Here is a 22136-nt window from a genome sequence, read left to right on the forward strand (position 1 = left end):
TCATATCGAAGTGTTAATATAGATCAACATAATTCTTCGAATAGCGGCAAGGTGTCCCATGCGCAAAGGCGGTCCATTCAACCTCTCCAGCCATCGGCTTGATCCCCTCATCGACGGCATCTTTGCCGTGGCGCTCACGGTTTTGGTTCTCGAGGTCAAGGTACCGGAGCTGAAGAATCCGAGCAGTGCGCGTGAGTTGCTTGACGCGGTGGGCGCCAGCTTGCCGTTAGTGATCGCCTACTTCGTCAGCTTTGCGCTGCTCGGGATGTTCTGGGTCTGGCACCACGGGCTAAAGGACAAGATCAAGCGCATCGATGGGGCGCTGCTGTTCTGCACCCTCACCTTCCTGGCGCTGGTTTGCTTCTTCCCGTTTGCGGCCGCAGTGTTTGGGCGCTACATGATCTATGGGAATGTGGTGTGTCTGCTGGTGTATCTGCCGCTGGTGGGGCTGATCCTGGCGCTGCAGCTGCTCTACTTCTACCTGGCCATGCGCCGCGGCCTGATCCTGGATGAGGTAACGCCCCAAGAGGCGATGACGACCCATCGCCGCAATTTGTACTCGCTGGCGATCTTCCTATTCAGCTGTACACCAGCGGCCCTGATTGTTGGACTAAGTCTGGCTTTAATCTGTTTCGTGTGCGGCGGATTACTTGTGTATGCAGGAATTCGTCATCGATCGCGCTAAGCCCTATTTTTCAAAAAAATACGTCAGCAATCTAAGTCAGCTCGATGGGAGCCTAACTGGGAAGCCTTTTCACCTCGAGGTGAGAGCGGCACAAACGAGTTGGTTGTATATGGAATGGCGAAAAGCAGAACTACCTTTCCGCGTTCCCATAGAGTCAACGGAGCGCGCTTTGAGGCTCCAGGACGTGCTGCCAAAGTTTTTCGAGGCCGTAGGGTTGAAGCTCTCACGTAGCGCGGCGTCAGCCATCGGGGCTCCGAACGACCTTGGGATTGGTGCTAATACGGCCGACAAGCACCTCGTCAGGCTCGATAGCCGGACGTAGCCCCATCGCTATCATCCGCCGTTCCGCTAATACAGGTGGACAGGCACCGCCTGGCGGCACTCTTCTCTTCCGACTCTCTATTCGCATCAGGATGGAAACGCGCAACATATGGCACTTCAAAGACAGATGCCCCTGAAGGATGGGCTACTAGCGCGAACTCGTCTGATGTAAGAAAAATAGGGTGGGGTGAGGCGCGTCAGGAGGAACGATGGGCTAGTCAAGGAGTGCGCTCACTGGACGGTGAGCGCGGATTCAAAGCCCATCCTTCGTGCAGAGACCGCGATCGCCATCGACAAGTCTATTCGAAGCGCATGAAATAGTGTCGAGCACTTTTACGGTTATTTCAAGGACAGACCGAGTGTCTCCCAGGAGCGCCAAGAAAACCAACAACTTACGTCACGGGCATGAAAATTGCTGTTAATGAAGCACCAAAACACGGAGCTTCCAATGAAACTACAATCGATCATCGTAGCAGCCAGCTTAATGCTCGCGTCGAACATTACTCACGCTGGGGTCATTTATAGATGGGTAGAGGTAGAAAACAAGATGCCGGTTGGCCCGATCTACATGCAAATTGAGATTGCAGAGTCTGTAGTGCGGAGTGGATCTTTTAGTCTAGCGGTCAATCCAGGGGAAACCGTGATCCCAAATACTGGGCTTGTCTCGTTCTCATACCAAATGCTGGGCGCGTCACCGACTTTGTGGATGTCAACGCCAATTAGTTATCTGTACATCGACCTTCAATTTACAAATAATAATTTCTTTGCGGTTGGCTCAATTCGCGCCCAGGATTGGATGGCTCGAGTGCATACGAGTTCGGGCATTCCTGGTGCCCCTCTTCTCTGGCGCATCAACAATACTGATTGGGATATGGCGGCGCCCTGCTACTCAGAGCCCAACGGATACTGCGAGGGAGCAACAGGATACTTCCGCCAAGTGCCGGAGCCTGCGCACTTTGCTCTGCTTAGCCTAGGCGCCTTCGGGGCACTAGCTGCGCGACGCCGGGTAACGAAACACAAAGCGCACTGACTTAAAACAGCGGGCTTTTTTCAGGCGAGCGATAGCACCAAGGGCCGAGGTGCTGTCGCGAATTCCGGAAAGATCGCCGAATGGCAGCAATCCCTAACCCAAGGCGTCAAAAAGCAGCTGTTTTGCCTATGGGTAGAAATGGGGGTAGGACAAACGAAAAAGCCCCTTTCATAGGGGCTTTTTGGCATTCTTGGCGGAGAGAGGGGGATTCAAATCGCTCCCTCAAAATTCCCTTACCTTACTGGGCATTTTAAAAGTTCTACACATCAATGTGTAGTATTGCTGTGTAGAACTAGGACAGTGTAACACAGCGAATCTAGCGAAGGTAAGCCACGCCTATTCATGAAATCGGCGTTGCCGCCGCGTATGTCCTCTAAGCTTGGCAATGTCTTAAGCTGACTTGTCCCAGTTCGAATCCGCGTTTGGGACTCAAACCATCGCCCCTTTTCGTACTCTTCACGCCACTGAACCGCGGAGCGGGCAGCCAGGTGAAGGCCTAGGAGCGCCGTCGGTCGCCCCGTGCCATCGCCTTCAGAGCGTCACAAGGCGTGAGCCTAAACGACACCATAGGCACAGCCTTAGCTGCCGGGTTAGCTAGCGTGAAGCCAGGCATATATCCATGCATAACATGGGCACCCAGCTTTGCTATACAGTTACGTGGCAAACGTTGTTGATGGTGTTCCTAGGCACTCTAAACTGTGGTCGCGCGGCCATAGTCTCGCCTCTGATGCCAATGGTCGTGCGCAAGACTGCAACTTGCGCATACCTGAAGCATCGACTGGAAGCCAGCTCTAACGAGGTGCAAACAGCGCGGCTCTGCCGCTAGCAAGACCCGGTCGGCGCGGAAGCCGCCCGGGTCTTTGTTGGCATTCAGTGGCGCCACATCGCGGTCGAGCTTCGATTGTTAGAAGTACCATCAACCACACTGCCGCATCGAGCTATGGTTCTTTTACGAATAGGCTCGGGAGCCGGGCCGAAGACAGGCATTCTGGCCTTAAGTGCCGCCTCACGAGCGGCCTGCGACACTTTAATATCTGCGATGTCCAGTTCGCTGTTGCAGACGATACGGACGTCTGGAATGTCGCAAATTTCCTCACCCACCAGTTCAAAGATGGAACTGCGGAAGTAACCAGCGATGCGCCGGTAGGATACGGCACCCTCCAGGCGCATGGCCAAGAACTCCTTGTCCAGGCGCTGCCGGCGTGAGCTAAACCGCTGAATACTACTCATGTCTTGGCTTTCGCTTTGTAGATGTATTCGACCAAGGCCTTGTCCCTGAGTGCTTTTTCACCAATCGGCGTTGATGACCTTCCGGCTATAGTTTTGGGAAGATAACCGCATCCGGCCAATCATCACGTTAGGCCATCAAAATTTCTTGAGAACCACCATCGCTCAGAACAGGCAAATCGAAATCGCTTCACATCGTCTGCCTGCATCGCGTTACATCCGCTGATTCTCAATGCCGTCGGCTAGCACACGTGCTGCAGAGGCCTCATCCGGTCTCATTACATCAACCTTCTTGCCGATGAACCTTGCGATAGCGACAAGCACGTCACGCGAGGAGTAAAACGCTCCAGGCTTGAGGTTTTGCTCCAAACCCTTGAGCACGTCGTCCAAGTCCTTCTGAGCTTGCAAGTCCATTAGTGCATACAGCACGGCCCGTGTTGGAGTCTGATACAGCGCAGACGACTGGTTCATCTCGGCACGGCTGAATTCCTTAGCCGACTTGAGGGCTGCCTTGTTGGCATTCTCACTAGCCATCAGCAGGAATATATGCGCCAGACCGCATAGGACCTCGCCCATCGAGAGTTGGCGATATAAAGCTCATAACCATCTTGCCGCCGCACTACCTGATTCGTCCACAGAAACCTTCGAAATAAGACCGAGCATCGAGCGTGACGCTCGGTCTTGAGGTAAAAACTGCTTTGAGATGCTACCTGTTCTCACTGTCTGACCGGCCAAGGTCAGAAGTCGGCCTCCCGCCGCCAAGCGGGGAGGTCGGCACTTCACTACAGCGGGCCGCCAAGCCCATCCCCGAAGGGAATACACACATTTTCCACCGCTGGCAGTTTTCAAGTACCGGTTTCCCGGTTCACTCTCCGCTCGGCTGATTAGGCCTCGAAGTTCGCTCAAACTCTACTATCCGCCGCTCCCTCTCTTGCGCCGTCCCAGGTGCCAACCCGGTCAAGTGGCCGTCAGAGATTCCCACGTTATTCCACAACGTCAAACCCACGTTTTGAGATATGGAGTCTCCAGGTCCAGGCATCGCATACGCTTCATGGCTTGCGCCACTTTCGGCCTACGATGTTCCAGAGCATCGGCTTACCAGCCCGACCTTTCATCAACTCATCACGCCCGTAGGCGCATATCCAAGGGTCTTTACTCAGATGGGGGACTCACACCCCCAAGTACAGGCTTAAGCTATCCAGAGACCCACGCATTCCCGCGTGGTGCCGAGCAGTCCAGGTTTCCCCTCGTGCCCCTGTCGCATTTCTGCGACCTCATCAGCCCACCTGCCGAGCCCGGGTAACGCCGTTCGTGTTCCGAACGCCCCCCGGTGCGGATTTGCACCGCTTCGTAGTGAACAGGGTTTGTGCGCGTTGCCGCGCCGCCCGTGTCCGTGTCGCCCAACCTCGTGACCTGGTGTCAGGTCCCGGATTGGGTCGAAAGGAGGCTGTCGCCTCCTAGCGCCCGTTTCAGCCGCACCAGCCCCTGTTAAGAGGCATGCAGCTAAGGCGGTGTGCGAAGGGGTGGCAACCCTTCGCGTGTCTTTCGACATGTGTGTGTTTTGCAGCTGGCGGTCTGCTCTGTGCGTCCTCTTGCGAAGGCGCATAGAGCAGACTGCCGTGCACGCGAGCCATGCCGGCTTTTGCCGGGCAGATTCCCTTGCAAACACGTGTTTCCACATCTCTGTATAGCGTGATTGCCGTGCTGGCGCACGGAACATCATTACGTCTCATCCCCGCCACCCCAATCACATCTTGTTCGCGCGGATTTTGACTATACGGAGGTGTAACTTTGATAAGGACTCTCATGCCACCATCCACTCCAATCGCACGCAGCAAAACAGCCGCGCTGAGCCGTATCCTGGACAGCGTCCCGAAGGGCTACCATCGGTACACCTTTGGCACGGTCAACTCGGCCAAGGCCTGGGCCCTGGCGAACAAATTCCACGCCCTGTACGGGATTGGGTGCTCCCCTGCGCAGCGCCTGACCCGCAAGTCGAAAGGGCTTGCGAACGCAATCTTCGTGATGTACTGGCCGGAAGGCACGGACGAGGTCCACTGGATGCTGCTGGCGACGGTTGGAACCGGGCTTGAGTTCGAGAAGCTTCGCCTCGTTGATGAGAAACCCCGCCTGAGCTGGTTGGGCTATGAGCTGGCTCGGTACAGCGCACAAGGGCGGACAAGCTGGACCTGGCGACGGCCGCGAGAGGAAATGGCCGAGCTGCATGCGCTGGTGGCCCATCAAGCTAATGCCAAGCACCTGACGGCTCTGGAGGAAACGCTCGTGCGCATCGCCCGACAACCCGGGTTCAGTGGCGTGCGGGTGCAGTCCTGGGCGCTGTGCCAGGAAGCTCGGCGGCGCGGTTACGGCGGCCAGCTCCCCCACCTATTTTTCCTTCAGAAGGTGAGCCACGGCGACCGCCTAGCCCTGGCCCCGTCCTGATTCGACCGGAACCTGAAGCGCACCGACCCTGGGACGCACCGACCCGCTCCCGGATTGCGACGCAAGCCGGACCTGCTCGATGGTTAATGGCAGCATGATGGCCAAGCCTTGAGGACGGCGCCCCATGGTGTCCATCGGTACGGGGAGCAATGAATCTCTCCCGTCGCGATGTCTACCCAGCCTCCACCAGGGCAACGGCGGACACGATGTGCGACGGGCACCAATGCAAGCAGCCAGCGCGGCAAAGCTGCACGGGAAACTGCCAGTTTTCCATCCTGGTCCAGCCCACCATGCCCGTACAGGCGGGCACCTTTCGGCAGCTGAGCGATGCTGTTGAACTTAGCCATGTAGCGCGCCCAAGCCTTGACACTGCGGCAGCTCTGCACCCACGTGCTGCCGAAGGGCCACCATTTCGACAGTTTGGCCAGGTCGAGCTTGTAGCCGCGCGGCAGCCACAACAGAAGGTGATAGTGCAAATGGCTGGCGCGCTCCAGTACCCAAGCGTACGGCAGGCTTTGGCCCATGCGTTTCAAGGCCCGGCGCAGTCGTCCCAGGAATTCACTGATGTGTTTTGACGAAAATTCTGTCGCGTTTTCGTAGGTCAGCGTCATGGCGACAGCGCGAAGGTTGGCGGCTTTGGCGTATCGGATTTGTTCTTTGATGATGCGGTTGAGCTTTTTTCGTCCTGCGTTTTTCCGTTTTCCGGATGATGTCGCACTTGTTCCGGTCTTTCTGACAAGTTCAGCGAACCTGGCAACAGATGCGGCGGTGACGGTCGGTTGGTCACCGGCTGACAACGAATTGAAAGGCAATTGGCACACTCCGTGCGTGTGCCGTTCAGCTGATTAGCTGTTTCCTCTGTACTGCAAAAATATATGTCCTCCGCGTGCTGAGCGGCGGGTTTGAAGAACTTCCGCGCTTATACTCTTGTGTCAGTAAGAGTACAAACGCGTCTTTGGCGCAAAACGCTCCGGTTCCCCCGGGGCGTTTTACTTTGGGTGCAAGAACTGCGGGCGACTGTGTTTATGCGACCGAAGAATGCGCAGCGGCGGTGGTCCGACGTTTTGCGTTCAGCCAAGCGTCGACGTCGTCGGGCCTGAAACGAAGCAGGTGGCCGAGCTTGATGGCCTTGGGTAGGTCGCCGCCTGCGGAATGGCGGTTGTAGATGGTCTGCTGAGCCAGGCCGAGGTATGTGGCGAGTGTTTGGGGAGAGAAGAGCTGCTGCATGTTGCGCAATACCTGAATGCAATCACATGACTGCCTTAAGTATAGTGTCGCCATACCTGTATCTAACCTCGCTTGCGCAGGCCCTATGAGCGTTCCGTGACCTCGGACCACTTTCCATGCAAAATTATGTTGTCACACGGAAACTTTTCAGCTATGCTTATTGAACTTGTTGCTTCGGTTGCTTACCGCCTAAAGGCGGCTTCCAGCTAACGAAGCGAATAGCGCTGGCAACAGCCAAGTTTTCCTGCCTTCGCGGTCTTTGTCTTGACTCATGGAACCCGCTCCATGTAGGTCAACTATTACGAAAGGAAAACTCGGTATGTCTCACCTTAAGCTGGTCGTAACCAACACCTCCCGTAAACGCAAGCTGCCGCCGCCAGCAGACACCCAGCGCGCTGTGCCGACCACGGAGTTCCTGGCGCGTAAGGTTCTTGCCCTGCCGCTAGGGGAGCAAACTATCGGGGCCACGCTCGCCGAATTGGCGGACCCGCTCCGGAACGAAAACTCGAAGTTCCTGAGCCGCCTCAGCGACCTCCAGAATAGACTCATCCTAGTAGGAATATGGTCGATGCACCCCGACCTAGACGACCCCATGCCTGTTCATGGCATGGTGGTCTATCCCGCCAAGCTCGTGAAGCGTTATCCAGAACTCAAGCGCGTTCTCGACCAACTCGATGGTCTGATTCTGTTGCCGCCGGCCGCATGAAAACGGGGCGTTCAATGAACGCCCCCCATGAGCGTAGTTGCGGCTGACGCCGCCCGCAACCAGGACGAGTTGCCGCCCGTCGGCATTGCAGCTGCGCCCAGCGGTGCCATGCAACCGCCCCAATCAGTCGGGCCGGCCGCCCCTATATCGGACCTGACGGCGTCGCTCAGGTCCCGGGCCCTGGCCCATCACCTTCACTGCATCGCCTCAAGTGAGCAGACCAGGGCTAACCCAAAGCACACACGGGCTGAATCTTTGGCGTTCACTGCTGCCGCTTCATTCATGGGCAGTCGACGACACTATACGTTCATCCCCAAACTTGAAAGACTTCGACATGAGCAAATTCACTTACACCGATTTTGACAGCAGCATTGCCTTCGCCCGCAGCGATGAAGGCGCCGATTACATCGCCGAACAGTGCGTCGGCAAGACCCCGAACCAAGATTCTCCGGGCGCATTCTTCTCCGTGTATCGCACACCGCAAGCGGCCGCTCTTGCTACCCTGGCGAACTGCCCAGACGAAGAGCTTGGATGGGCAGGCGGCGATTTCAGCGTTACCACCGTACGCTGCGATGGGATTCGGCTTTACGGCGCCGACACCGGACACAACGGCGGGATGACGCACACCGACAACGTCGGTTTTGTCGAGTTTCTGAAGGGGGACGACTGGCTTGATAGCGACTGGATAGTCGATGTGTACGACATGAAAGTTGACCTCGAAGGAACCACAGTCGCCACAGATGCCGTAGACGCCGAAGGCGGCTCGAAAAATGGGCATCTACTGGTCACGAGTGACCTTACGACCCAGCAGCCAATCTTGGTGAGCGTAGTTGCGGCTGACGCCGTTCGCAACTAGGACGAGCTGCCGCTCTGGCAACACACCTGCTCACCCCGACTATCCTGCGCCCCCCCCTGTAGCCGCGACAGTCAGCCCTGCGCCGACCGTGCGGCGTCGCCCAGCTCCCCCTCAAGGAGCTCTCCCGGCTCCGCACTACACCACGCTATGAGCGGGCCGTCTGACGCCAAGTTCGCACGCGAAATCCTTAGCACCTTAGCTGTTCGAATACGATGGCCCGTGCTGACCGCTTAACTAGCAGTGAGCAGCAAGGTCGTTCTGGGTTTTCTCGAAAGCCGTCTAGTCACTTCCCACTTTCGGGTCATGAGGCGTGCCGAACTGCATGTTGCTGCCAGTACACGCTCGACGGCCAGCGATTGGCCCGGAAATGTTTTTGTTAAGTTCGTTGCTCGTGGCGTCTAGCTCTGCGGCGGTCATTCCCCTATAAGATGAAGGCTGCCATCGGTAGAAACACGTTTTTACTGCAGCTTTCGAACGGCATAGCTATTTTGTAATCGGCGGGGAATGCCTAAACGGATAAGCGTGCGGCGCTATCTGTACTGCGGACCTGGCGGTCAACGCCGCCGCCGTATGATAATCTTATTAATGTTACGCAACCTCACATAGAAGGCTCAGCATGAAGTCATTACCTGATTCAGTCGAGTTCTACAAAAGCACTCCAGAGTTTAACGAAACGAGTGTTCCTCTAGCATTGAAGCGAGACCATACGACAGCTGCGGGGGTATGGGCAAAAATCAATGTGCTTGAAGGCGCGCTTACATACTACATCTCAGAGGGGATACCCGAGCAGCATAGGTTGACTGTCGGCGTCGCTGGCATTATCGAACCACAGGTCAAGCACCACGTGGATGTGTCCGAACCTGTAAGATTTCGCGTCGATTTCTACCGCTGAGACGACGTCCTGCAGTTTGCAGTGACGGTATCGGATTGGGGAGTGGAATTACCTCCCCACTCGTCTTCGAGTAAGTCTAAGCTTGCGTCGTTGTTCACAACAGCGCTTAAGACTGTGAGCATGAGCAGTAACTAATGACCGGCGGGCGCAGCTTTCCTGGCGTAGAAAGTAGCGACAGCATCGATTTCCTCTGTGGTCATCGGTCTGGCCATGTTTCGCATCTGCTGTTGACCGTCGTTCCGACGACGTCCTTCTTTGAACGCGTGTAGTTGGTCGACGAGGTACTGTTTTGGCATGCCTTCCAGCCAGGGCGCTCCGAGCTTTTGGTCAACGCCGCCATGACACGAGATGCATGGCGCGATATTTCGCATCGGGTCGCCCACGCGCACGAGGGCAGGCAGCGATTCATCGTAGGTTGTCGGTGCCGTACGCGCCTTTGGAAGCGTCGCATAATACGCAGCCAGGTCGATAATATTCTCTTCCGACAGGCTTGTTGCCAATGCCACCATGATAGGGTTTGCCCGGTTCCCGCTCTTGTAGTCAAGAAGCTGCTTACGAATCACCTCAGGATATTGACCAGCAAGATTAGGCGCATCGGAGCGGCTCATACCTTGTGCGCCGTGGCACATTGTGCAGTTCAACGCGAGAGTCGCACCGCGCCCGACTGACGCTGACGATGCCTGCTTCGCCATCTCTGGTACGAGTACAACGCTGGTCGAAACCACGGGCGACTTCTGGTCCGAGGAGTCGAGCCACTTACTCGGAACCCCGGCAGCGCGGCAGATGCTATCCCATAGTCCCTGGGTGCGGAAGTCCGCCTGCGCTGAAGGCAGTAGTCCAAAGCCGATAAGTATCGAAGCAGCTGTCAGAACAACGAGCGCGACGACGCTTATCCACGTCCACCTGTTTGACCGAGCGAAGAAACCGTTTTCCCGCATCACCGTTCTCCAATTGGAATAATAGGAACTGCCGCTCCCGGGGTTAGTGCGAGCTGTACGATAGGATAGCCGTAGTTCACGACTGTCAACGCTATCATCATGCCAACCCAAAGGCCCAATCCATTTAGAACTGCAGGAGGCTTGCTATCTGGATGTACTGCTCTGCTAAACGCAAAGTTTGGCACTGGCGCAGTTTGTCGCTTGGCGGTAGCGAGGATGTACAGGAATATGGCAGCCGAGATGACCAAGAGTAGTCCGCCGAATGTGGAAATCGTCACCGTTATCGCCTGCGAGTGCAGGGCCGGATTCGTATAATCGTAATAGGCCATGCGGCGCGGTGCTCCCAACAGACCGACCAAGTGCCAAGGCATCGTCAGAATCATCATCCCTACGAACCACAGCCACAGTTGTGTCTTGACCAGTTTGGCAGGCAAGGGAGCCGAGTTACGCAGTTGGGGCCACAGCTCGTACGCAACCATGAAATACATGATGACGATAGCGCCTGCAAAAATCAGGTGGAAGTGGCCGGTAACCCATTGAGTGTTGTGGATGGACTCATTGAGCTGATAGCTCATGTTGATGAGGCCACCTGCACCTCCAAAGCCCAGCATGATGAAAGCGAAGGTCACTGCAAGCATCATCGGATTTTCCCACGGCAGCGACTTTACCCAGCCAAATGGTCCCTTGCCGCCACGCAGCCGGCCGACAACCTCAGCTGACGCGACGATAGTGAACACGGTCAACAGAGTTGGGATTGAAACCATTGCGGTCATCGCAGCGTGCACAAATTTGAAACCGGCACCGACTTGTGGGTCAGCGAACAGGTGGTGAATACCAATTGGCATCGAGAACACCAGGAAGAGCGCGAAAGCAACCCGTCCCATAGTGTCACTGTAGAGCCTTCCACCGATAGAGCGGGGAAAGAGCGTATAGAACGCGATGTACGCTGGCATGAGCCAGAAGTACACAATCGCATGAAGTGTCCAGGAGAAGAAGACACGGGCCAGACCAGCGTTGATTGTGTCGGTAAACCCCATCGAAGCGGGCAGGATAAGCGTCAGAATCTCTACAGCTGCACCAACCGAAGTCCAAGCCCAGAGGTATGCGCCGGCGACATTTCCGTACATGGCCAACGGGACCGTTGCGCCGCGATTGTCCTTCTTCCATGAGTACAGGTTCACGGACATGAGCGCGACCCATATCCAGGAGCCGACGACGACCAAAACCACGCCGAGATAGTAGAAAGTGCTACCAATCATTGGCGGGTAAAAGGTGTAAAGCACTGAGGATTTGCCGATTGCCGTTGTCGCGGCCGCCATCAAGGTACCGGCGACAACTAACCAGAAGCCAGCCCAGGCCCAGCGCAAGCCTTTCAGAGGACGCTTCAAGGCCAGTTCGGTGATTGCATAGCCGAATCCCATCGCAACGAGTGTTGGGAGTACGTAGCCCATCACAGTGCCGTGAGCCGTCACTGAACGATAATAATGTTCGGGGTTATTGACCCATGGCGACAGCGGGCTACGTACGAACATTTGCCACTCGCCGAGCAGAATGGCGGCAAAAAAGGCGATAAACGCTATCCAGAAGTGCGCCAGAACCAGTTTCTTAGCGTTGTACACAGCTCAACCTTTCTGCCGCTTTTGCTTTGGCAAAGAACTCGTCGGGAGGAATGACCTGGACCCTGGCCCACATCGCTTCATGCCCGGTACCGCAATATTCGTGACAGGGCATCAACTGTTCGCCAGTCTTCGGAAACGACGTCGTAAAAGTCGATACAAAACCAGGAATCAACATTGTGTTGGCGTTGGTCCTGCCGACGACGAAACCGTGGATTGCGTCGGTACTCGTGCCGCGAAAAGTGACGGATACGCCAGCTGGGACGACAATACACTGGGGCGCGAAGGAGTATTGCTGAGCGATGAGCCGCACGACAACTCGGCCATCTTTTTCAATCATGGTGCCTAGGTTGTTTTCGACAAATTCACCCTTTAAATGGAGAGTCTTTACGTCAACTGTCTCCACGCGCGACGGTGGCATGGACGCCCAATGGACTCCAGTAAAGACCATCATCGCAACCAGGGAACCAATGATTAGCACAACAATAATGGCCCAACGTCGCTCCGCGGCATTGGCAATACCTTCAGATGCGTGATGACTGTTGCCAGCTGGGTCTACATGATTAGGTGACGTCATTGCACGGTGCCCCGCGGGAGATAGACCACAAAATAGAAGAGGAAAAACATCGCCACAACAAGGAAGGTTGCAACCCCTGCCACGGCGAATGCGCCGGAGGGACCCCGGCTTACAATCTCATCAATTCGCTTTCCGAGCTCGTCATCATTTTCATCAGGCGTGTGCATGTTCTCTCCTCATTCCGGTAGCAAGGTGCGCAGGTCGTTAACCTGTTTGGCGTTCACTGGCGTACCGCTGTTACCCCATGCGACACGGATATAAGTCACGACCGCCGCAACTTCGTTGTCATTTAGGATGTGCGAGAACGGTGGCATGCCGTGTGGCCGCGGGTTCTTGCGTGTACCGGGTGGGTAACCGCCATTCAGGACCATACGAATCGGGTTGACCGGTGTTTCCATCGTGATTGACCGATTGCCGGCGAGGGGCGGATACTCCGGGGTCTGCCCCTTACCTTCGGCACCGTGGCACATGACGCATTGGGCAGCGTAGACCTTACTGCCGAGCTCCATCGTTTCGGGTGCGACGAGCCTTGCCTGGCTGGTGGGAGGCGGCGAGTTATCTTTTTGCGGCAACGCCTTCAGATAAACTGCCATTGCCTTCGCGTCGTCGTCACTCAAATATTGCAAACTGTTGAAGGTAACCTCGGCCATAGGGCCGTAAACCGTACCACGGTGCGAGATGCCGGCTTGGAGGAGGTCTGCGATTTCCTGAATTTTCCAATCGCCCAGGCCAGCTTCGCGATTCGATGTCAAGGAAGGTGCATACCAGTTTTGATTAGGAATCATCCCGCCTTCAAAGGCTTTCGATTCGCTCGAGCCGCCCAAGGCATTTACGGCGGTATGGCACATAGCGCAATGGCCAAGGCCCTTGACAAGGTAGGCGCCGCGATTCCACTCTGCTGACTGTTTCGGATTCGGCTGGTATTCGCCTTCCTTGAAGTACAAGGTCCGCCAGCCAATGAGGAGGTCGCGATTGTTGTACGGGAAGCGTAGCTCGTGCTCCCGGTTCTTCTGCTTGACCGGCGGAATCGACATCAAATATGCGTAGATGGCGTCAGAGTCGCTCCGCGTTACCTGGGTATATTGAGGATAGGGCATCGCCGGATACAACAACGAACCGTCCCGCGATACACCCGTATGCATCATCCGGTAGAACTCGTCCGAGGTCCATTGTCCGATGCCTGTTTCATCGTCAGGGGTGATGTTAGGGACGTACAAGGCACCAAACGGGGTCGGCATCGCCCGGCCGCCGGCAAAAGCGGTCCCATTCGGTGCTGTGTGACATGCGACGCAGTCCCCTGCCCGAGCCAGATACTCACCTTTGTTAATCTGCTGGGTTGATGCACTCAGCTGTGCAGTATTCTTGTTCTGGGGAAGAACGCCAGGTCGAAGGAAATAGAGCACACCGGCTGCGGCCACGCCAAGAGCAGCAAGAGATAAAACAATACGGGCACTTTTACGCATAGAGACCTACCGTTGGCTGCCACATGCAAAAGGCATGCGAACTAGGTTGGAGGGTTCCGGCGACGCGTTGGTCGGAGGCGTTTTTTGCGCGAGATAGCCGGCTACAGCAGAGATGTCTTCGTCAGTGAGCCGTGATGCAATGCGTTTCATGCAGTCCGGTTCAGCCGCGTGACGTTCGCCGACCTTCCACCTCGTCAATTGGCCAACGACATATGCTGGACGCAGACCAGCCAAGCCTGGGATACCGGGTTCCATACCTGTCAAGCCGGCGCCATGGCAAGCGATGCAAGCGGGTAGCCCCTTCTTAGGGTCGCCTGCGGTGACGAGCATCTGGCCACGGGCAGCCGCGGCCGCGTCCTGAACAGGGCGCTCCTGGTTGCTATAAGCAGGCCTTTGTGCTGCGAAGTGTTCCGCTAATTCTTTGAGATAAGCGTCTGGAAGGTATGCAACCAGGTAGTTCATCGGCGGGTAGCTTCGAGTGCCGTTACGGAAAGCGATAAGCTGATTGTAGAGATAGCCCGCAGGTTTACCTGCGATTCGCGGGAAGTAACCATTCGCAGTACCCTGTCCCTGCTGCCCGTGACAAGTCACGCAGCCTTGGGCACGAGCCTCAATGGAGTCAAGTTTCTTAAACGCGGGAGTAGCATCAGATGTGGGAACTTGGGCCTGCGCCGACGCGACGGCAGAAAGGAAAAGCGCTAATCCCAAAGACATCGTGGTTATTTTCATAAATATGCTCACAGTCCTACTATGGAACTCCACATTAAGGCGACGTCTGAAAAATTTCCTATAACTTATTAATGAGCGCTGAGACACAAATAAGTAACTGCAGCGCACGCCGAAGGAATGCTACTGCCATGTCCATTTTATCACGTACATCTTGCATTCCACTCATTCCCGACAGTACCCCTCAGGTATCGAAAACTAAGATGAATCCTACCAAAACTTAAAGAATATGCATGCGGCAGACAGCAACTGTACGCGGCGCACTCTTGACAAAAAGAGGCTCGTCAATTTTGACAATAAACACACCGAAGACCCACTCTATACTTGCCATGCTTTGTTACGACTCTTAAGTTCACTCGAAAATTTGAGTGTAATGCGTACCTATTGGCTGTAGTCCGGGCGGGACGCGCCGCAGATGCAAACTTCAGCCGCAAGTCTGACGGTACAATAGGCAGAAATTGTCGCATTTTAACCACATCGTGAGCATCAGGACTTATACAGCAACCGATAGCAAACCATTGTATTGACAAGAGACAACATTCATTGCTACATTTGCCATTTGCGCGGAACTTCATATGCCCGCTTTTGTACAAAGCCAAGATTGCTCAGCCAACGACAGGCTTGCCCTTGCGGCATCGGTCTTCGCTCATACTCGTAACGGAGTGATGATTACCGCCTTGGATGGCAGTATTCTGGCAGTGAATCCAGCGTTCACGGTCATAACCGGCTATTCAGAAGATGAGGTCCTTGGTAAAAATCCAAGAATTCTAAAGTCCGGCCGACAAGGTGCTGATTTCTACAAAGATATGTGGGACTCGATACGATTGCACGGGTTCTGGAATGGTGAAGCATGGAACAGACGTAAGGACGGCGCCCACTTCGCGGAAAACATAACCGTTACGATGGTACCGGATGCGCATGGACATCCAAGCCATTACATTGCCGTTTTTAGTGACGTCACTAAGATGAGCGAGAGGCGCCGTTGGCTCGAACAAAAGAGCTATTTCGACACCCTGACAGGGCTGCCAAACCGCGTCTTTTTGATGGAACGTCTGACAAAAGCCATCGAAGAATCCAAAGCTTCTGGAGTCCCACTGGCAGTCGCCTTTATCGACCTGGACGGTTTCAAGGAAGTAAACGACAAATTCGGGCACGCGGCTGGTGACAATCTCCTTGTGCAAACAGCCGGAAGGCTTGCTCAGGCAATACGAGCCTCAGACACGCTTGCCCGGTTTGGAGGCGACGAGTTTATTGCCGTTCTGCCGGACCTTAGAAACGACTCCATCCTGCCAGTTCTCATGCAACGTTTTCTCGACGCATCAAGCCTTCCTTTAGAACTTGAGGGCATACACGTTAGAATTTCGGCAAGTATTGGTGTGGCTATCTTGCAGGCAGATGCATATTCTCCGGAAGAGTTGTTGAAAGCGGCCGATTCTGCCATGTATGTTGCAAAGCGAGAGGGCCGCAACTGCTATCGGGTTTATCGGTCCGGACTTTTCTCGCTATAGAAGCGCTCTCCGCCCAGGCCCATCAATGAACTAAGCTTTACCGCTCCATTTCCCTAGCTGAGCCGGCCGGAGTTATCGCCAAGTTCGCACGAACTGGTCACTGGCGCCCGAGCAGTTCGGAAAACGATGAGTTGCTGGGCACGCGCCAATTTATCACCGAGAGGCGAAGCTATACCCCTTCAGATGGTTAAAAACCAGTCCAACAATCAACGTCTGAAAGAGGGTACCAATGACGACAATCGGATATGCTCGGGTGAGCACAATTGAGCAGACGCTCGACTTACAGCGTGACGCGCTCCTGGCCGCGGGAGCAGCTGTTATCTATGAAGACACGGCAAGCGGCAAAAATGCCGACCGACCGGAACTCACGCATTGCCTGAAAGCCCTGCGGGCCGGCGACACTCTCGTCGTTTGGCGCCTTGACCGCCTGGGTCGCAACCTGGAAGACCTCATCCGCATCGGTCGCGAGTTCGAAGAGCGCGGGGTCACGCTCAAATCGCTGAAGGAAGCTATCGACACTAGCGGCCCGGCGGGAAAGCTCGTCTTCCACATGTTCAGCGCGTTGGCAGAATTCGAACGCGAACTCCTGCGGGAGCGAACCTTGGCTGGCCTGGCTGCTGCGCGAGCTCGCGGTCGAATCGGCGGCCGGCGACCTGTTCTGGACCCCAAGCAGCAGCGGGCGGCCCTGGCGATGATGAAGGACAGGGAGATGTCTATCTCAGAAATCGCTAGGCATTTCGGCGTGTCTCGTTCGACACTGTACAACCTGACCGCCCCGCGCAAGCAGCCGGCTTAGTAGCATCAGAAGGCGGCCGACGGCGGCCGTGCAAGACGCCGCTTTTTGGATGTAGGCCGGTCAGGCGGCCGTCCAGGCCTTTGCGGCTTCCTTGGAGTCCGCCTGTAACCTCTTGATGACCTCTTTGACGTCTTCCCCGGTCAGGTTAGCTACGAGAAAGCCGATACGCTTAGCCCCCTTGGCAGTGACCACGAGCGGCACATCTCCGAGTCCCCACACCTTTGATTCTTTTTCAACCTCAAGTGCTTGCTCAGCTTTTTTCGAGGCCGGCTTCAGGTAGCCACGTTGCAGCAGGCCCAGGATGCCAGCCTCGCTGAAGACATCGCACTCGCGTGCATTGAAGGTTCTGTGCGAGAACAGGCGATTGCTGAAGGCCTGGCTGCTATAGGTGCTGTTCAGACACATCATGCCCAAGACCAGCGCTTCCATCGGCGGGAGCGTTTCCGCTTCTTTCTTGCCTGAGTGAGGCTCCACCTTTTCGGTGAAGTACAGGCTCATCATCGTTTGCAGGAATGCTTTGCTCGACGCGCTCGGGTCTTTCCGTTTTGCAGACTTCATGATTTCATTTCCTTGTGGAAACTGAATTATACAGCTTACTTAGCTGGGCTCGGGTGCATGATGCTCAAAAGCAACAGCTCGTATATTGCGAAATGTGCACTTTGTAAAGCGGCCGCGCCGCCCTGTTGACCGGCTCAGAGTCACCCTGTTAACTTGACTTTCGTGCAAGAGCGCCCCTACTCAGAAAGTCTCAACGATATGGAACCAAACCCTTACCCCGCATGGCTCAGCCAAGTCCGGGAAATAACCCAAACCCCGGCGACCAGGCAAGCTTTTGAGGCATTGAAGAATGCGGCAACACCAGATGAACTAGCCATTGCTGCGCAAAAGGCTACCGCCGCCGTTCTGGCCGACATCGCCGCCGAAATGGCACCTCTAGGAAGCCAAGCAAATATGCCGGGGTTCAGCAACACCCCGCAGCCGACGCTGTTAGAACAACTTGGATTCACTCAAGTCAGCCCAATGAACGGTGGCGTCTATCACGTAAGGAGCAATCCTACGAATGGAACGGCTCCCGTGGAGTACATCGCACTGTTGTACTCGCCGGTGCCGATAACTCCGGCAACAGAGCGTCTACAGCTCTTTACGCAGCGAGTACCTGACCCGTTGCCCATAGATGTCTCCCCGCTTCAAATTCAAACGCACTGGCACAGCCTGGACGCTCGTCGGCTTGAAGAGTCGGGACTGGAACCAATAACCGTAGACCTGCCGGCCGGGGCCCAGCTGGACACATTGCAGGTCATTGAATACGCCCGGCCAGGCGAAGCAGGGCGTATCCGATATTGCGTCCAACTGCCGACCGGCGACGTTGTTTGCTACAACTGAACTGCCGTTTACACCTACTGTCTTTCCGTTTTTGAATAAGGTCTCGACTATGGACGATTTTAATAACTTCGATTGCCATGATGGGTATTCGCACGCGGCCTCGTATTGTGCTTCTGCTGCCGACCCTTACATGGAGTCGTACAACTACTGCACGATGGACCCTGTCGCCATCATGATTCGCAATCAGCGTGAAGAGGACGAGCGCAACCGGTACCAAGCCGAGCGAGACCAAGCGTGGGCACCCTCAGCGGCGCCTTCTTATGCGCCTTCCTCGGGCTGGGACTCGCGGCCGGCTACGGCAGCTCGCCCTACCCAGACCCGTGATGATGATTATGATTGGGCTAACTCCCCCGCCAGGAGAGCCCTGGCTGCAGGTGAAAAATATTATTACCTTCCAGGGGAGCCGAAGACGTGGCGCCGCGTGCTCTCTACGCCGAGCGGAAAATATGACGCCCAATGGTGGAAGATGTACGTCAACGCCGATGAGCTCTCTATGTACCTCGCCGAGCGGCTAGGCTATATCGGGGCGCGTGATGACGACGGCTGGATTCGCCCAACCTGCTGGGAGCTAATGCGCATGGACTTCTGGGCGGTGCAGCAGTATGCGTATTACTACGCAGCGTTTGCGGAAGAATTCGACCAGAAGATTCCGCGCTGGGTTGAATTCCTCCGCCATCTACGGGCACATGTGCCCAGCGAGGAAATCTGGGCTTAGTGTGCGCCGTATCTGCGTCGATTGGCGACTACCTCTTTGGGCGTTACGTTAGTTGAGGTGGAACGGGAGTATGGAACTTTAGGTTGGCATAGACAACCTGCTTAAGAATGTCCATCTTTTTCCCAACCGACAACTCCCCGCGATAGGTCCTGACTACAGCCGAAGCATTGTTCTCGATTTGACCGTCTTGAACTCGTGCAATATTAGTAATATTGCTGCTATGGCCAGTAATCGCCTCAGCATTGACGACGCCGAGTTCTGCGGCCTGGTTTAGTACCGTGAAACGGAATGCATGCATACCAACCAAGCGCGCGCCTGGAGTCTCGTCACGCAAATTGAGGTCCCGCAGGAAGTCTCCGAACCATTCACCAGCCTTGGGGGAAGCCCGGCCAACACTTGGAGGGAAACCTGGGAACAACAGTGTGTGTCCCTGCTTCTTTATGTGCTCAACGTAGCGCAGAAAGCCGAGTTCTACGAGCTGTGGATGTATTGGCACACATCTTTTCGATGATTTGGTTTTGACCGACTTTTCGACATCCTTGTGGCTTGCTGAGTCTTCTGTAATGTCGAAAAACCAAAAGCCAGATTTCTCGTCTTGACGGATGTCGAGCTGGGGATTCACTTGACACAGCTCATTCACGCGAGCGCCCGAGAACAGACCGACGTGCGGCAGCCAGAACTTGTAAGCCTCGGTCTGGCTCTTGGCCAGCGCGGCCATCTCCGAGCCTTGAAAGAGTCGCTTCAATTCGTCCTGCTTGAAGTGCCGTTGTCCGAATTCGGGGTCGCGACGGCTGCCCAGGTACTGAATACCTTCGACCGTAACCGTCATCGGCCAGCCTTTGTCTTGCCATCTGCCGCGGCAGTATTTCAGGAATGGCGCCATCGCGGCCATATATGTGCCATCGAATGTGCCCTTACTCATTTCCCCTACACGACGCTCAGCCAACTCGCGCAGAGTGATACCGCGCTGACGGCAGACATCACTCCACCGGGGTGGTAGACATTGCACTGTGTCGAAAAATTCAAGAATGTCTGATTGCGTCAGCGAACCAATAGGCTTGTTGCCTACCACCTGAAGCAGCGCCGGCATTACCGTTTTTACCTTCTTTAACATCGCTGGTTTTTGAAGTTTTTCGTAATATGCGATGTAAGCCTGCGTGACTTCGGACAGCATTGGCGTCAGGCGAGTGCCGACCACATTCGGCGTTGGCTCGTCTTTGCCTTCATAGCGATTCAGCAGTTTTTCGTTCGTGCGGATTGCAGTACGCGCAAAGGCCAACGTCAGCCGTTGCATGTCCGCCTCCGGCACATTAACGTCATATCCATACAAAGACAGGAACTGTTCCAGCGCCGGGCGCATCCGGTCCACGTCTCCAATGGCTACACCCATCTTTAACTCAAGATTGGCTTCGGCATAGCTGGCTTTGTATTGCTCGATGTCTTCGACGGTATAAGCTCCCGCCTTCCGACGTTGCTCATCCACAGTAAGACTGCCAGCCTCGAAGTGCGTACAGATAGTGTCAATTATTTCTGGTGTAAGCACATCGATACGCTGAACTTCGCGTAATTTCCAGCGCGCAGCGGCTCGCGCCAGACGCTCGCGCGCCTTATCCCACTCGGCGTACAGCTTGGCATCTTCACGCCGCAGCCGCTCTACGGCGGTCCGGGAATCTTTGGTTTTTAAGGAAAACGTAACCTCTTTCTTGCCAGGGTACTGGCTCAAGATTTCGGTTGGGATACGACGGCGCAGGTAGTAGACGCCAGATTTTTTGTCGCGGACGAGGCCGGTAGGAAGCATGGGCATGAGTTCTGAAGTCCCGGTTTCATGTGGTCAGAAACCAGTCAGGTCGGGAACTGTCGCCAGCCTTTGTGTAGAAGCTTTGTGTAGAACCCGAGTCGGAAAACCCCGCTATTTTACTGGGTTTTCCTTATGGAACAAGGGTTTAAAGCAATCTTGGCGGAGAGAGGGGGATTCGAACCCCCGGTAGGCTATGAACCTACACACGCTTTCCAGGCGTGCGACTTAAACCACTCATCCATCTCTCCTGATGGGGTCTCGTGTGTCCACGAAGCCGCCTATTATAGCAAGGATTCTCTTCTGTACAAGACCGTTCTGGCATCCGTCATGCCGTGACCTCTGCCGGCCAGCGCCGACGCCAGGGCCGCAGCACCTGCCGCACCGGGTTGACCTGCGTGCCGACATCCTCCCCGCCAACCAACCCGCGCCGCTTCAGGTGGCGCAGCGCTACCTGCACCGCCGACTTCGACAGCCCGGTCTTGACCGCGATCGTCTGCAGGCTCGCCGGCACTTGGTCGCGGCCGAGCGCTTCCGCACTGTGCAGCAGGTAAAGATAGACGACAAAGGCGGCAGGACGACGGTCGTGCCCGACCAGGTCGGGCATCAGGACCTCGAACACGTAGGCATCGAGCGAAGACTGGCGGGTAGTCATGAATACTATAGTCATTAAAAATACATGCAGCCGCGAGTCTGCCACGATAATGCTGCCGAAGACAACCCACCCATCACCGCCATGATCACCCAACTGAAATTCGTCAGCATCCCCGTTTCGGACCAGGACCGCGCCCTCGCCTTCTATACCGAGAAGCTCGGTTTCGACATCTCGACCGACCAGCCGATGGGCCCAGGCAAGCGCTGGATCGAACTGCGCATCGCCTCGTCCGGCACGCGCGTCGTGCTGTTCACGATGGACGGCCAGGAAGACCGCATCGGCACCTTTTTCAATGGCGCCTTTGGCTGCGACAACGTCGAGGCCACCTACCGCCAGCTGAGCCAGCGCGGCGTCGAATTCATCGAACCGCCGACCGTGCAGCCCTGGGGCTCCTTTGCCAAGTTCCGCGACCCGGACGGCAATACCTTCGTGCTGTCGTCTTCCTGATACAGCCAGTACGCGCTGCGCATAAAAATGCCGCCGAAAGGCGGCATTGTCGTTTCTAGCCCGGACGCTAGTGGTTTTCCTCAACTAGCGCCCTTGCCCCAATGGTATCGTTGCCGGAGTTCAACTCTTCA

Annotated in this window: 24 protein-coding genes and 1 tRNA gene; 11 read left to right on the forward strand and 14 right to left on the reverse strand. The window is 55.7% G+C overall.

What is annotated here, in order from left to right; all coding sequences use genetic code 11:
• Positions 1-58: 58 nt before the first annotated feature.
• The gene (locus GV068_RS03895; protein ID WP_159696091.1) at positions 59-685 is read left to right on the forward strand and encodes a TMEM175 family protein; all 627 of its coding nucleotides are present in this window, start codon (positions 59-61) and stop codon (positions 683-685) included.
• A 769-nt stretch (positions 686-1454) separates the two neighbouring features.
• Positions 1455-2036, forward strand: coding sequence for a PEP-CTERM sorting domain-containing protein (locus GV068_RS03900; RefSeq protein WP_159696092.1), 582 nt, complete (start codon positions 1455-1457; stop codon positions 2034-2036).
• A gap of 870 nt (positions 2037-2906) precedes the next feature.
• Here the strand turns inward: GV068_RS03900 and GV068_RS24890 are convergent.
• Together GV068_RS24890 and GV068_RS03910 are read right to left on the reverse strand one after the other, a co-directional pair.
• On the reverse strand, positions 2907-3266 hold the full coding sequence (locus GV068_RS24890) for a hypothetical protein (protein WP_201303239.1): 360 nt from the start codon (positions 3264-3266) through the stop codon (positions 2907-2909).
• A 210-nt stretch (positions 3267-3476) separates the two neighbouring features.
• Positions 3477-3839: a hypothetical protein gene (locus GV068_RS03910; RefSeq protein WP_159696093.1), complete on the reverse strand. Its 363-nt coding sequence runs from the start codon at positions 3837-3839 to the stop codon at positions 3477-3479.
• Between the two features lie 1230 nt (positions 3840-5069).
• Here GV068_RS03910 and GV068_RS03915 point away from each other — a divergent pair.
• Positions 5070-5705, forward strand: coding sequence for a hypothetical protein (locus GV068_RS03915; RefSeq protein WP_229463666.1), 636 nt, complete (start codon positions 5070-5072; stop codon positions 5703-5705).
• Between the two features lie 83 nt (positions 5706-5788).
• Here the strand turns inward: GV068_RS03915 and GV068_RS03920 are convergent, their stop codons facing one another.
• Positions 5789-6517: a hypothetical protein gene (locus tag GV068_RS03920; protein ID WP_229463674.1), complete on the reverse strand. Its 729-nt coding sequence runs from the start codon at positions 6515-6517 to the stop codon at positions 5789-5791.
• Positions 6518-6728: 211 nt separating this feature from the next.
• On the reverse strand, positions 6729-6932 hold the full coding sequence (locus tag GV068_RS03925; RefSeq protein WP_159696094.1) for an AlpA family transcriptional regulator: 204 nt from the start codon (positions 6930-6932) through the stop codon (positions 6729-6731).
• A 319-nt stretch (positions 6933-7251) separates the two neighbouring features.
• Here GV068_RS03925 and GV068_RS03930 point away from each other — a divergent pair, with 319 nt between their 5' ends.
• From GV068_RS03930 to GV068_RS03940, 3 genes are all read left to right on the forward strand, one after another.
• A complete protein-coding gene (locus GV068_RS03930; protein WP_159696095.1) occupies positions 7252-7638 on the forward strand; it encodes a hypothetical protein in 387 nt (128 codons plus the stop codon).
• A 334-nt stretch (positions 7639-7972) separates the two neighbouring features.
• Positions 7973-8494 carry a hypothetical protein gene (locus tag GV068_RS03935; protein ID WP_159696096.1) on the forward strand — a complete coding sequence of 174 codons (522 nt, stop codon included), beginning with the start codon at positions 7973-7975 and terminating at the stop codon, positions 8492-8494.
• A 616-nt stretch (positions 8495-9110) separates the two neighbouring features.
• A complete protein-coding gene (locus GV068_RS03940) occupies positions 9111-9386 on the forward strand; it encodes a DUF1971 domain-containing protein (RefSeq protein ID WP_159696097.1) in 276 nt (91 codons plus the stop codon).
• 131 nt (positions 9387-9517) lie between these two features.
• Here the strand turns inward: GV068_RS03940 and GV068_RS25395 are convergent, their stop codons facing one another.
• Genes GV068_RS25395 through GV068_RS03965 form a run of 6 tightly spaced genes read right to left on the reverse strand, consistent with a single transcriptional unit; the run spans position 9518 to position 14709 of the window.
• Positions 9518-10324, reverse strand: coding sequence for a cytochrome c (locus GV068_RS25395; RefSeq protein WP_159696098.1), 807 nt, complete (start codon positions 10322-10324; stop codon positions 9518-9520).
• Entirely contained in the window at positions 10324-11943 is a 1620-nt protein-coding gene (locus tag GV068_RS03950; RefSeq protein ID WP_159696099.1) for a cbb3-type cytochrome c oxidase subunit I, read from the reverse strand. Before GV068_RS03950 ends, GV068_RS25395 begins: the two co-directional genes overlap by 1 nt.
• Positions 11930-12517, reverse strand: a complete 588-nt coding sequence (locus GV068_RS03955) for a cytochrome C oxidase subunit II (protein ID WP_159696100.1) — start codon at positions 12515-12517, stop codon at positions 11930-11932. The genes GV068_RS03950 and GV068_RS03955 overlap by 14 nt, the downstream gene beginning before the upstream one ends.
• Positions 12514-12684 (reverse strand): hypothetical protein, encoded by a 171-nt coding sequence (locus GV068_RS24895; RefSeq protein WP_201303240.1) that lies wholly within the window; start codon positions 12682-12684, stop codon positions 12514-12516. The genes GV068_RS03955 and GV068_RS24895 overlap by 4 nt, the downstream gene beginning before the upstream one ends.
• Positions 12685-12693: 9 nt before the next feature.
• Positions 12694-13980, reverse strand: coding sequence for a cytochrome c (locus GV068_RS03960; RefSeq protein WP_159696101.1), 1287 nt, complete (start codon positions 13978-13980; stop codon positions 12694-12696).
• Between the two features lie 6 nt (positions 13981-13986).
• Positions 13987-14709: a cytochrome c gene (locus tag GV068_RS03965; protein WP_159696102.1), complete on the reverse strand. Its 723-nt coding sequence runs from the start codon at positions 14707-14709 to the stop codon at positions 13987-13989.
• A 572-nt stretch (positions 14710-15281) separates the two neighbouring features.
• Here GV068_RS03965 and GV068_RS03970 point away from each other — a divergent pair.
• Together GV068_RS03970 and GV068_RS03975 are read left to right on the forward strand one after the other, a co-directional pair.
• Positions 15282-16214, forward strand: a complete 933-nt coding sequence (locus GV068_RS03970; RefSeq protein WP_159696103.1) for a GGDEF domain-containing protein — start codon at positions 15282-15284, stop codon at positions 16212-16214.
• A 229-nt stretch (positions 16215-16443) separates the two neighbouring features.
• Positions 16444-17010 carry a recombinase family protein gene (locus tag GV068_RS03975; RefSeq protein ID WP_159696104.1) on the forward strand — a complete coding sequence of 189 codons (567 nt, stop codon included), beginning with the start codon at positions 16444-16446 and terminating at the stop codon, positions 17008-17010.
• 60 nt (positions 17011-17070) lie between these two features.
• On the opposite strand, the gene GV068_RS03980 is transcribed toward GV068_RS03975, so the two are convergent.
• Complete coding sequence (locus GV068_RS03980) at positions 17071-17568, reverse strand: hypothetical protein (RefSeq protein WP_159696105.1); 498 nt, start codon at positions 17566-17568, stop codon at positions 17071-17073.
• Between the two features lie 198 nt (positions 17569-17766).
• Here GV068_RS03980 and GV068_RS03985 point away from each other — a divergent pair, with 198 nt between their 5' ends.
• Entirely contained in the window at positions 17767-18393 is a 627-nt protein-coding gene (locus tag GV068_RS03985; protein ID WP_159696106.1) for a hypothetical protein, read from the forward strand.
• A gap of 49 nt (positions 18394-18442) precedes the next feature.
• On the forward strand, positions 18443-19108 hold the full coding sequence (locus GV068_RS03990) for a hypothetical protein (RefSeq protein WP_159696107.1): 666 nt from the start codon (positions 18443-18445) through the stop codon (positions 19106-19108).
• Positions 19109-19151: 43 nt separating this feature from the next.
• Here the strand turns inward: GV068_RS03990 and GV068_RS03995 are convergent, their stop codons facing one another.
• The 3 genes from GV068_RS03995 to GV068_RS04005 form a co-directional block, all read right to left on the reverse strand.
• Complete coding sequence (locus GV068_RS03995) at positions 19152-20912, reverse strand: site-specific integrase (RefSeq protein WP_159696108.1); 1761 nt, start codon at positions 20910-20912, stop codon at positions 19152-19154.
• Between the two features lie 151 nt (positions 20913-21063).
• Positions 21064-21154, reverse strand: a tRNA-Ser gene (locus GV068_RS04000).
• A 77-nt stretch (positions 21155-21231) separates the two neighbouring features.
• Positions 21232-21558, reverse strand: a complete 327-nt coding sequence (locus tag GV068_RS04005; protein ID WP_159696109.1) for a helix-turn-helix domain-containing protein — start codon at positions 21556-21558, stop codon at positions 21232-21234.
• Between the two features lie 24 nt (positions 21559-21582).
• Between GV068_RS04005 and GV068_RS04010 the strand changes: the two genes are divergently transcribed.
• Positions 21583-22005: a VOC family protein gene (locus tag GV068_RS04010; protein WP_229463678.1), complete on the forward strand. Its 423-nt coding sequence runs from the start codon at positions 21583-21585 to the stop codon at positions 22003-22005.
• The last annotated feature ends 131 nt before the right edge of the window (positions 22006-22136 follow it).

It is taken from the genome of Massilia sp. 9I (genome assembly GCF_902506415.1).
In the GTDB taxonomy this organism is placed as follows: domain Bacteria; phylum Pseudomonadota; class Gammaproteobacteria; order Burkholderiales; family Burkholderiaceae_D; genus Telluria.

What these genes read in the sequence shown, in the direction of transcription:
- GV068_RS03895 (WP_159696091.1), top strand. Translation starts at nt 59, where the DNA reads ATGCGCAAAGGCGGTCCATTCAACCTCTCCAGCCATCGGCTTGATCCC.
- GV068_RS03900 (WP_159696092.1), top strand. Translation starts at nt 1,455, where the DNA reads ATGAAACTACAATCGATCATCGTAGCAGCCAGCTTAATGCTCGCGTCG.
- GV068_RS24890 (WP_201303239.1), bottom strand. Translation starts at nt 3,266, where the DNA reads ATGAGTAGTATTCAGCGGTTTAGCTCACGCCGGCAGCGCCTGGACAAG.
- GV068_RS03910 (WP_159696093.1), bottom strand. Translation starts at nt 3,839, where the DNA reads ATGGGCGAGGTCCTATGCGGTCTGGCGCATATATTCCTGCTGATGGCT.
- GV068_RS03915 (WP_229463666.1), top strand. Translation starts at nt 5,070, where the DNA reads ATGCCACCATCCACTCCAATCGCACGCAGCAAAACAGCCGCGCTGAGC.
- GV068_RS03925 (WP_159696094.1), bottom strand. Translation starts at nt 6,932, where the DNA reads ATGCAGCAGCTCTTCTCTCCCCAAACACTCGCCACATACCTCGGCCTG.
- GV068_RS03930 (WP_159696095.1), top strand. Translation starts at nt 7,252, where the DNA reads ATGTCTCACCTTAAGCTGGTCGTAACCAACACCTCCCGTAAACGCAAG.
- GV068_RS03935 (WP_159696096.1), top strand. Translation starts at nt 7,973, where the DNA reads ATGAGCAAATTCACTTACACCGATTTTGACAGCAGCATTGCCTTCGCC.
- GV068_RS03940 (WP_159696097.1), top strand. Translation starts at nt 9,111, where the DNA reads ATGAAGTCATTACCTGATTCAGTCGAGTTCTACAAAAGCACTCCAGAG.
- GV068_RS25395 (WP_159696098.1), bottom strand. Translation starts at nt 10,324, where the DNA reads ATGCGGGAAAACGGTTTCTTCGCTCGGTCAAACAGGTGGACGTGGATA.
- GV068_RS03955 (WP_159696100.1), bottom strand. Translation starts at nt 12,517, where the DNA reads ATGACGTCACCTAATCATGTAGACCCAGCTGGCAACAGTCATCACGCA.
- GV068_RS24895 (WP_201303240.1), bottom strand. Translation starts at nt 12,684, where the DNA reads ATGCACACGCCTGATGAAAATGATGACGAGCTCGGAAAGCGAATTGAT.
- GV068_RS03960 (WP_159696101.1), bottom strand. Translation starts at nt 13,980, where the DNA reads ATGCGTAAAAGTGCCCGTATTGTTTTATCTCTTGCTGCTCTTGGCGTG.
- GV068_RS03965 (WP_159696102.1), bottom strand. Translation starts at nt 14,709, where the DNA reads ATGAAAATAACCACGATGTCTTTGGGATTAGCGCTTTTCCTTTCTGCC.
- GV068_RS03970 (WP_159696103.1), top strand. Translation starts at nt 15,282, where the DNA reads ATGCCCGCTTTTGTACAAAGCCAAGATTGCTCAGCCAACGACAGGCTT.
- GV068_RS03975 (WP_159696104.1), top strand. Translation starts at nt 16,444, where the DNA reads ATGACGACAATCGGATATGCTCGGGTGAGCACAATTGAGCAGACGCTC.
- GV068_RS03980 (WP_159696105.1), bottom strand. Translation starts at nt 17,568, where the DNA reads ATGAAGTCTGCAAAACGGAAAGACCCGAGCGCGTCGAGCAAAGCATTC.
- GV068_RS03985 (WP_159696106.1), top strand. Translation starts at nt 17,767, where the DNA reads ATGGAACCAAACCCTTACCCCGCATGGCTCAGCCAAGTCCGGGAAATA.
- GV068_RS03990 (WP_159696107.1), top strand. Translation starts at nt 18,443, where the DNA reads ATGGACGATTTTAATAACTTCGATTGCCATGATGGGTATTCGCACGCG.
- GV068_RS03995 (WP_159696108.1), bottom strand. Translation starts at nt 20,912, where the DNA reads ATGCCCATGCTTCCTACCGGCCTCGTCCGCGACAAAAAATCTGGCGTC.
- GV068_RS04005 (WP_159696109.1), bottom strand. Translation starts at nt 21,558, where the DNA reads ATGACTACCCGCCAGTCTTCGCTCGATGCCTACGTGTTCGAGGTCCTG.
- GV068_RS04010 (WP_229463678.1), top strand. Translation starts at nt 21,583, where the DNA reads ATGCAGCCGCGAGTCTGCCACGATAATGCTGCCGAAGACAACCCACCC.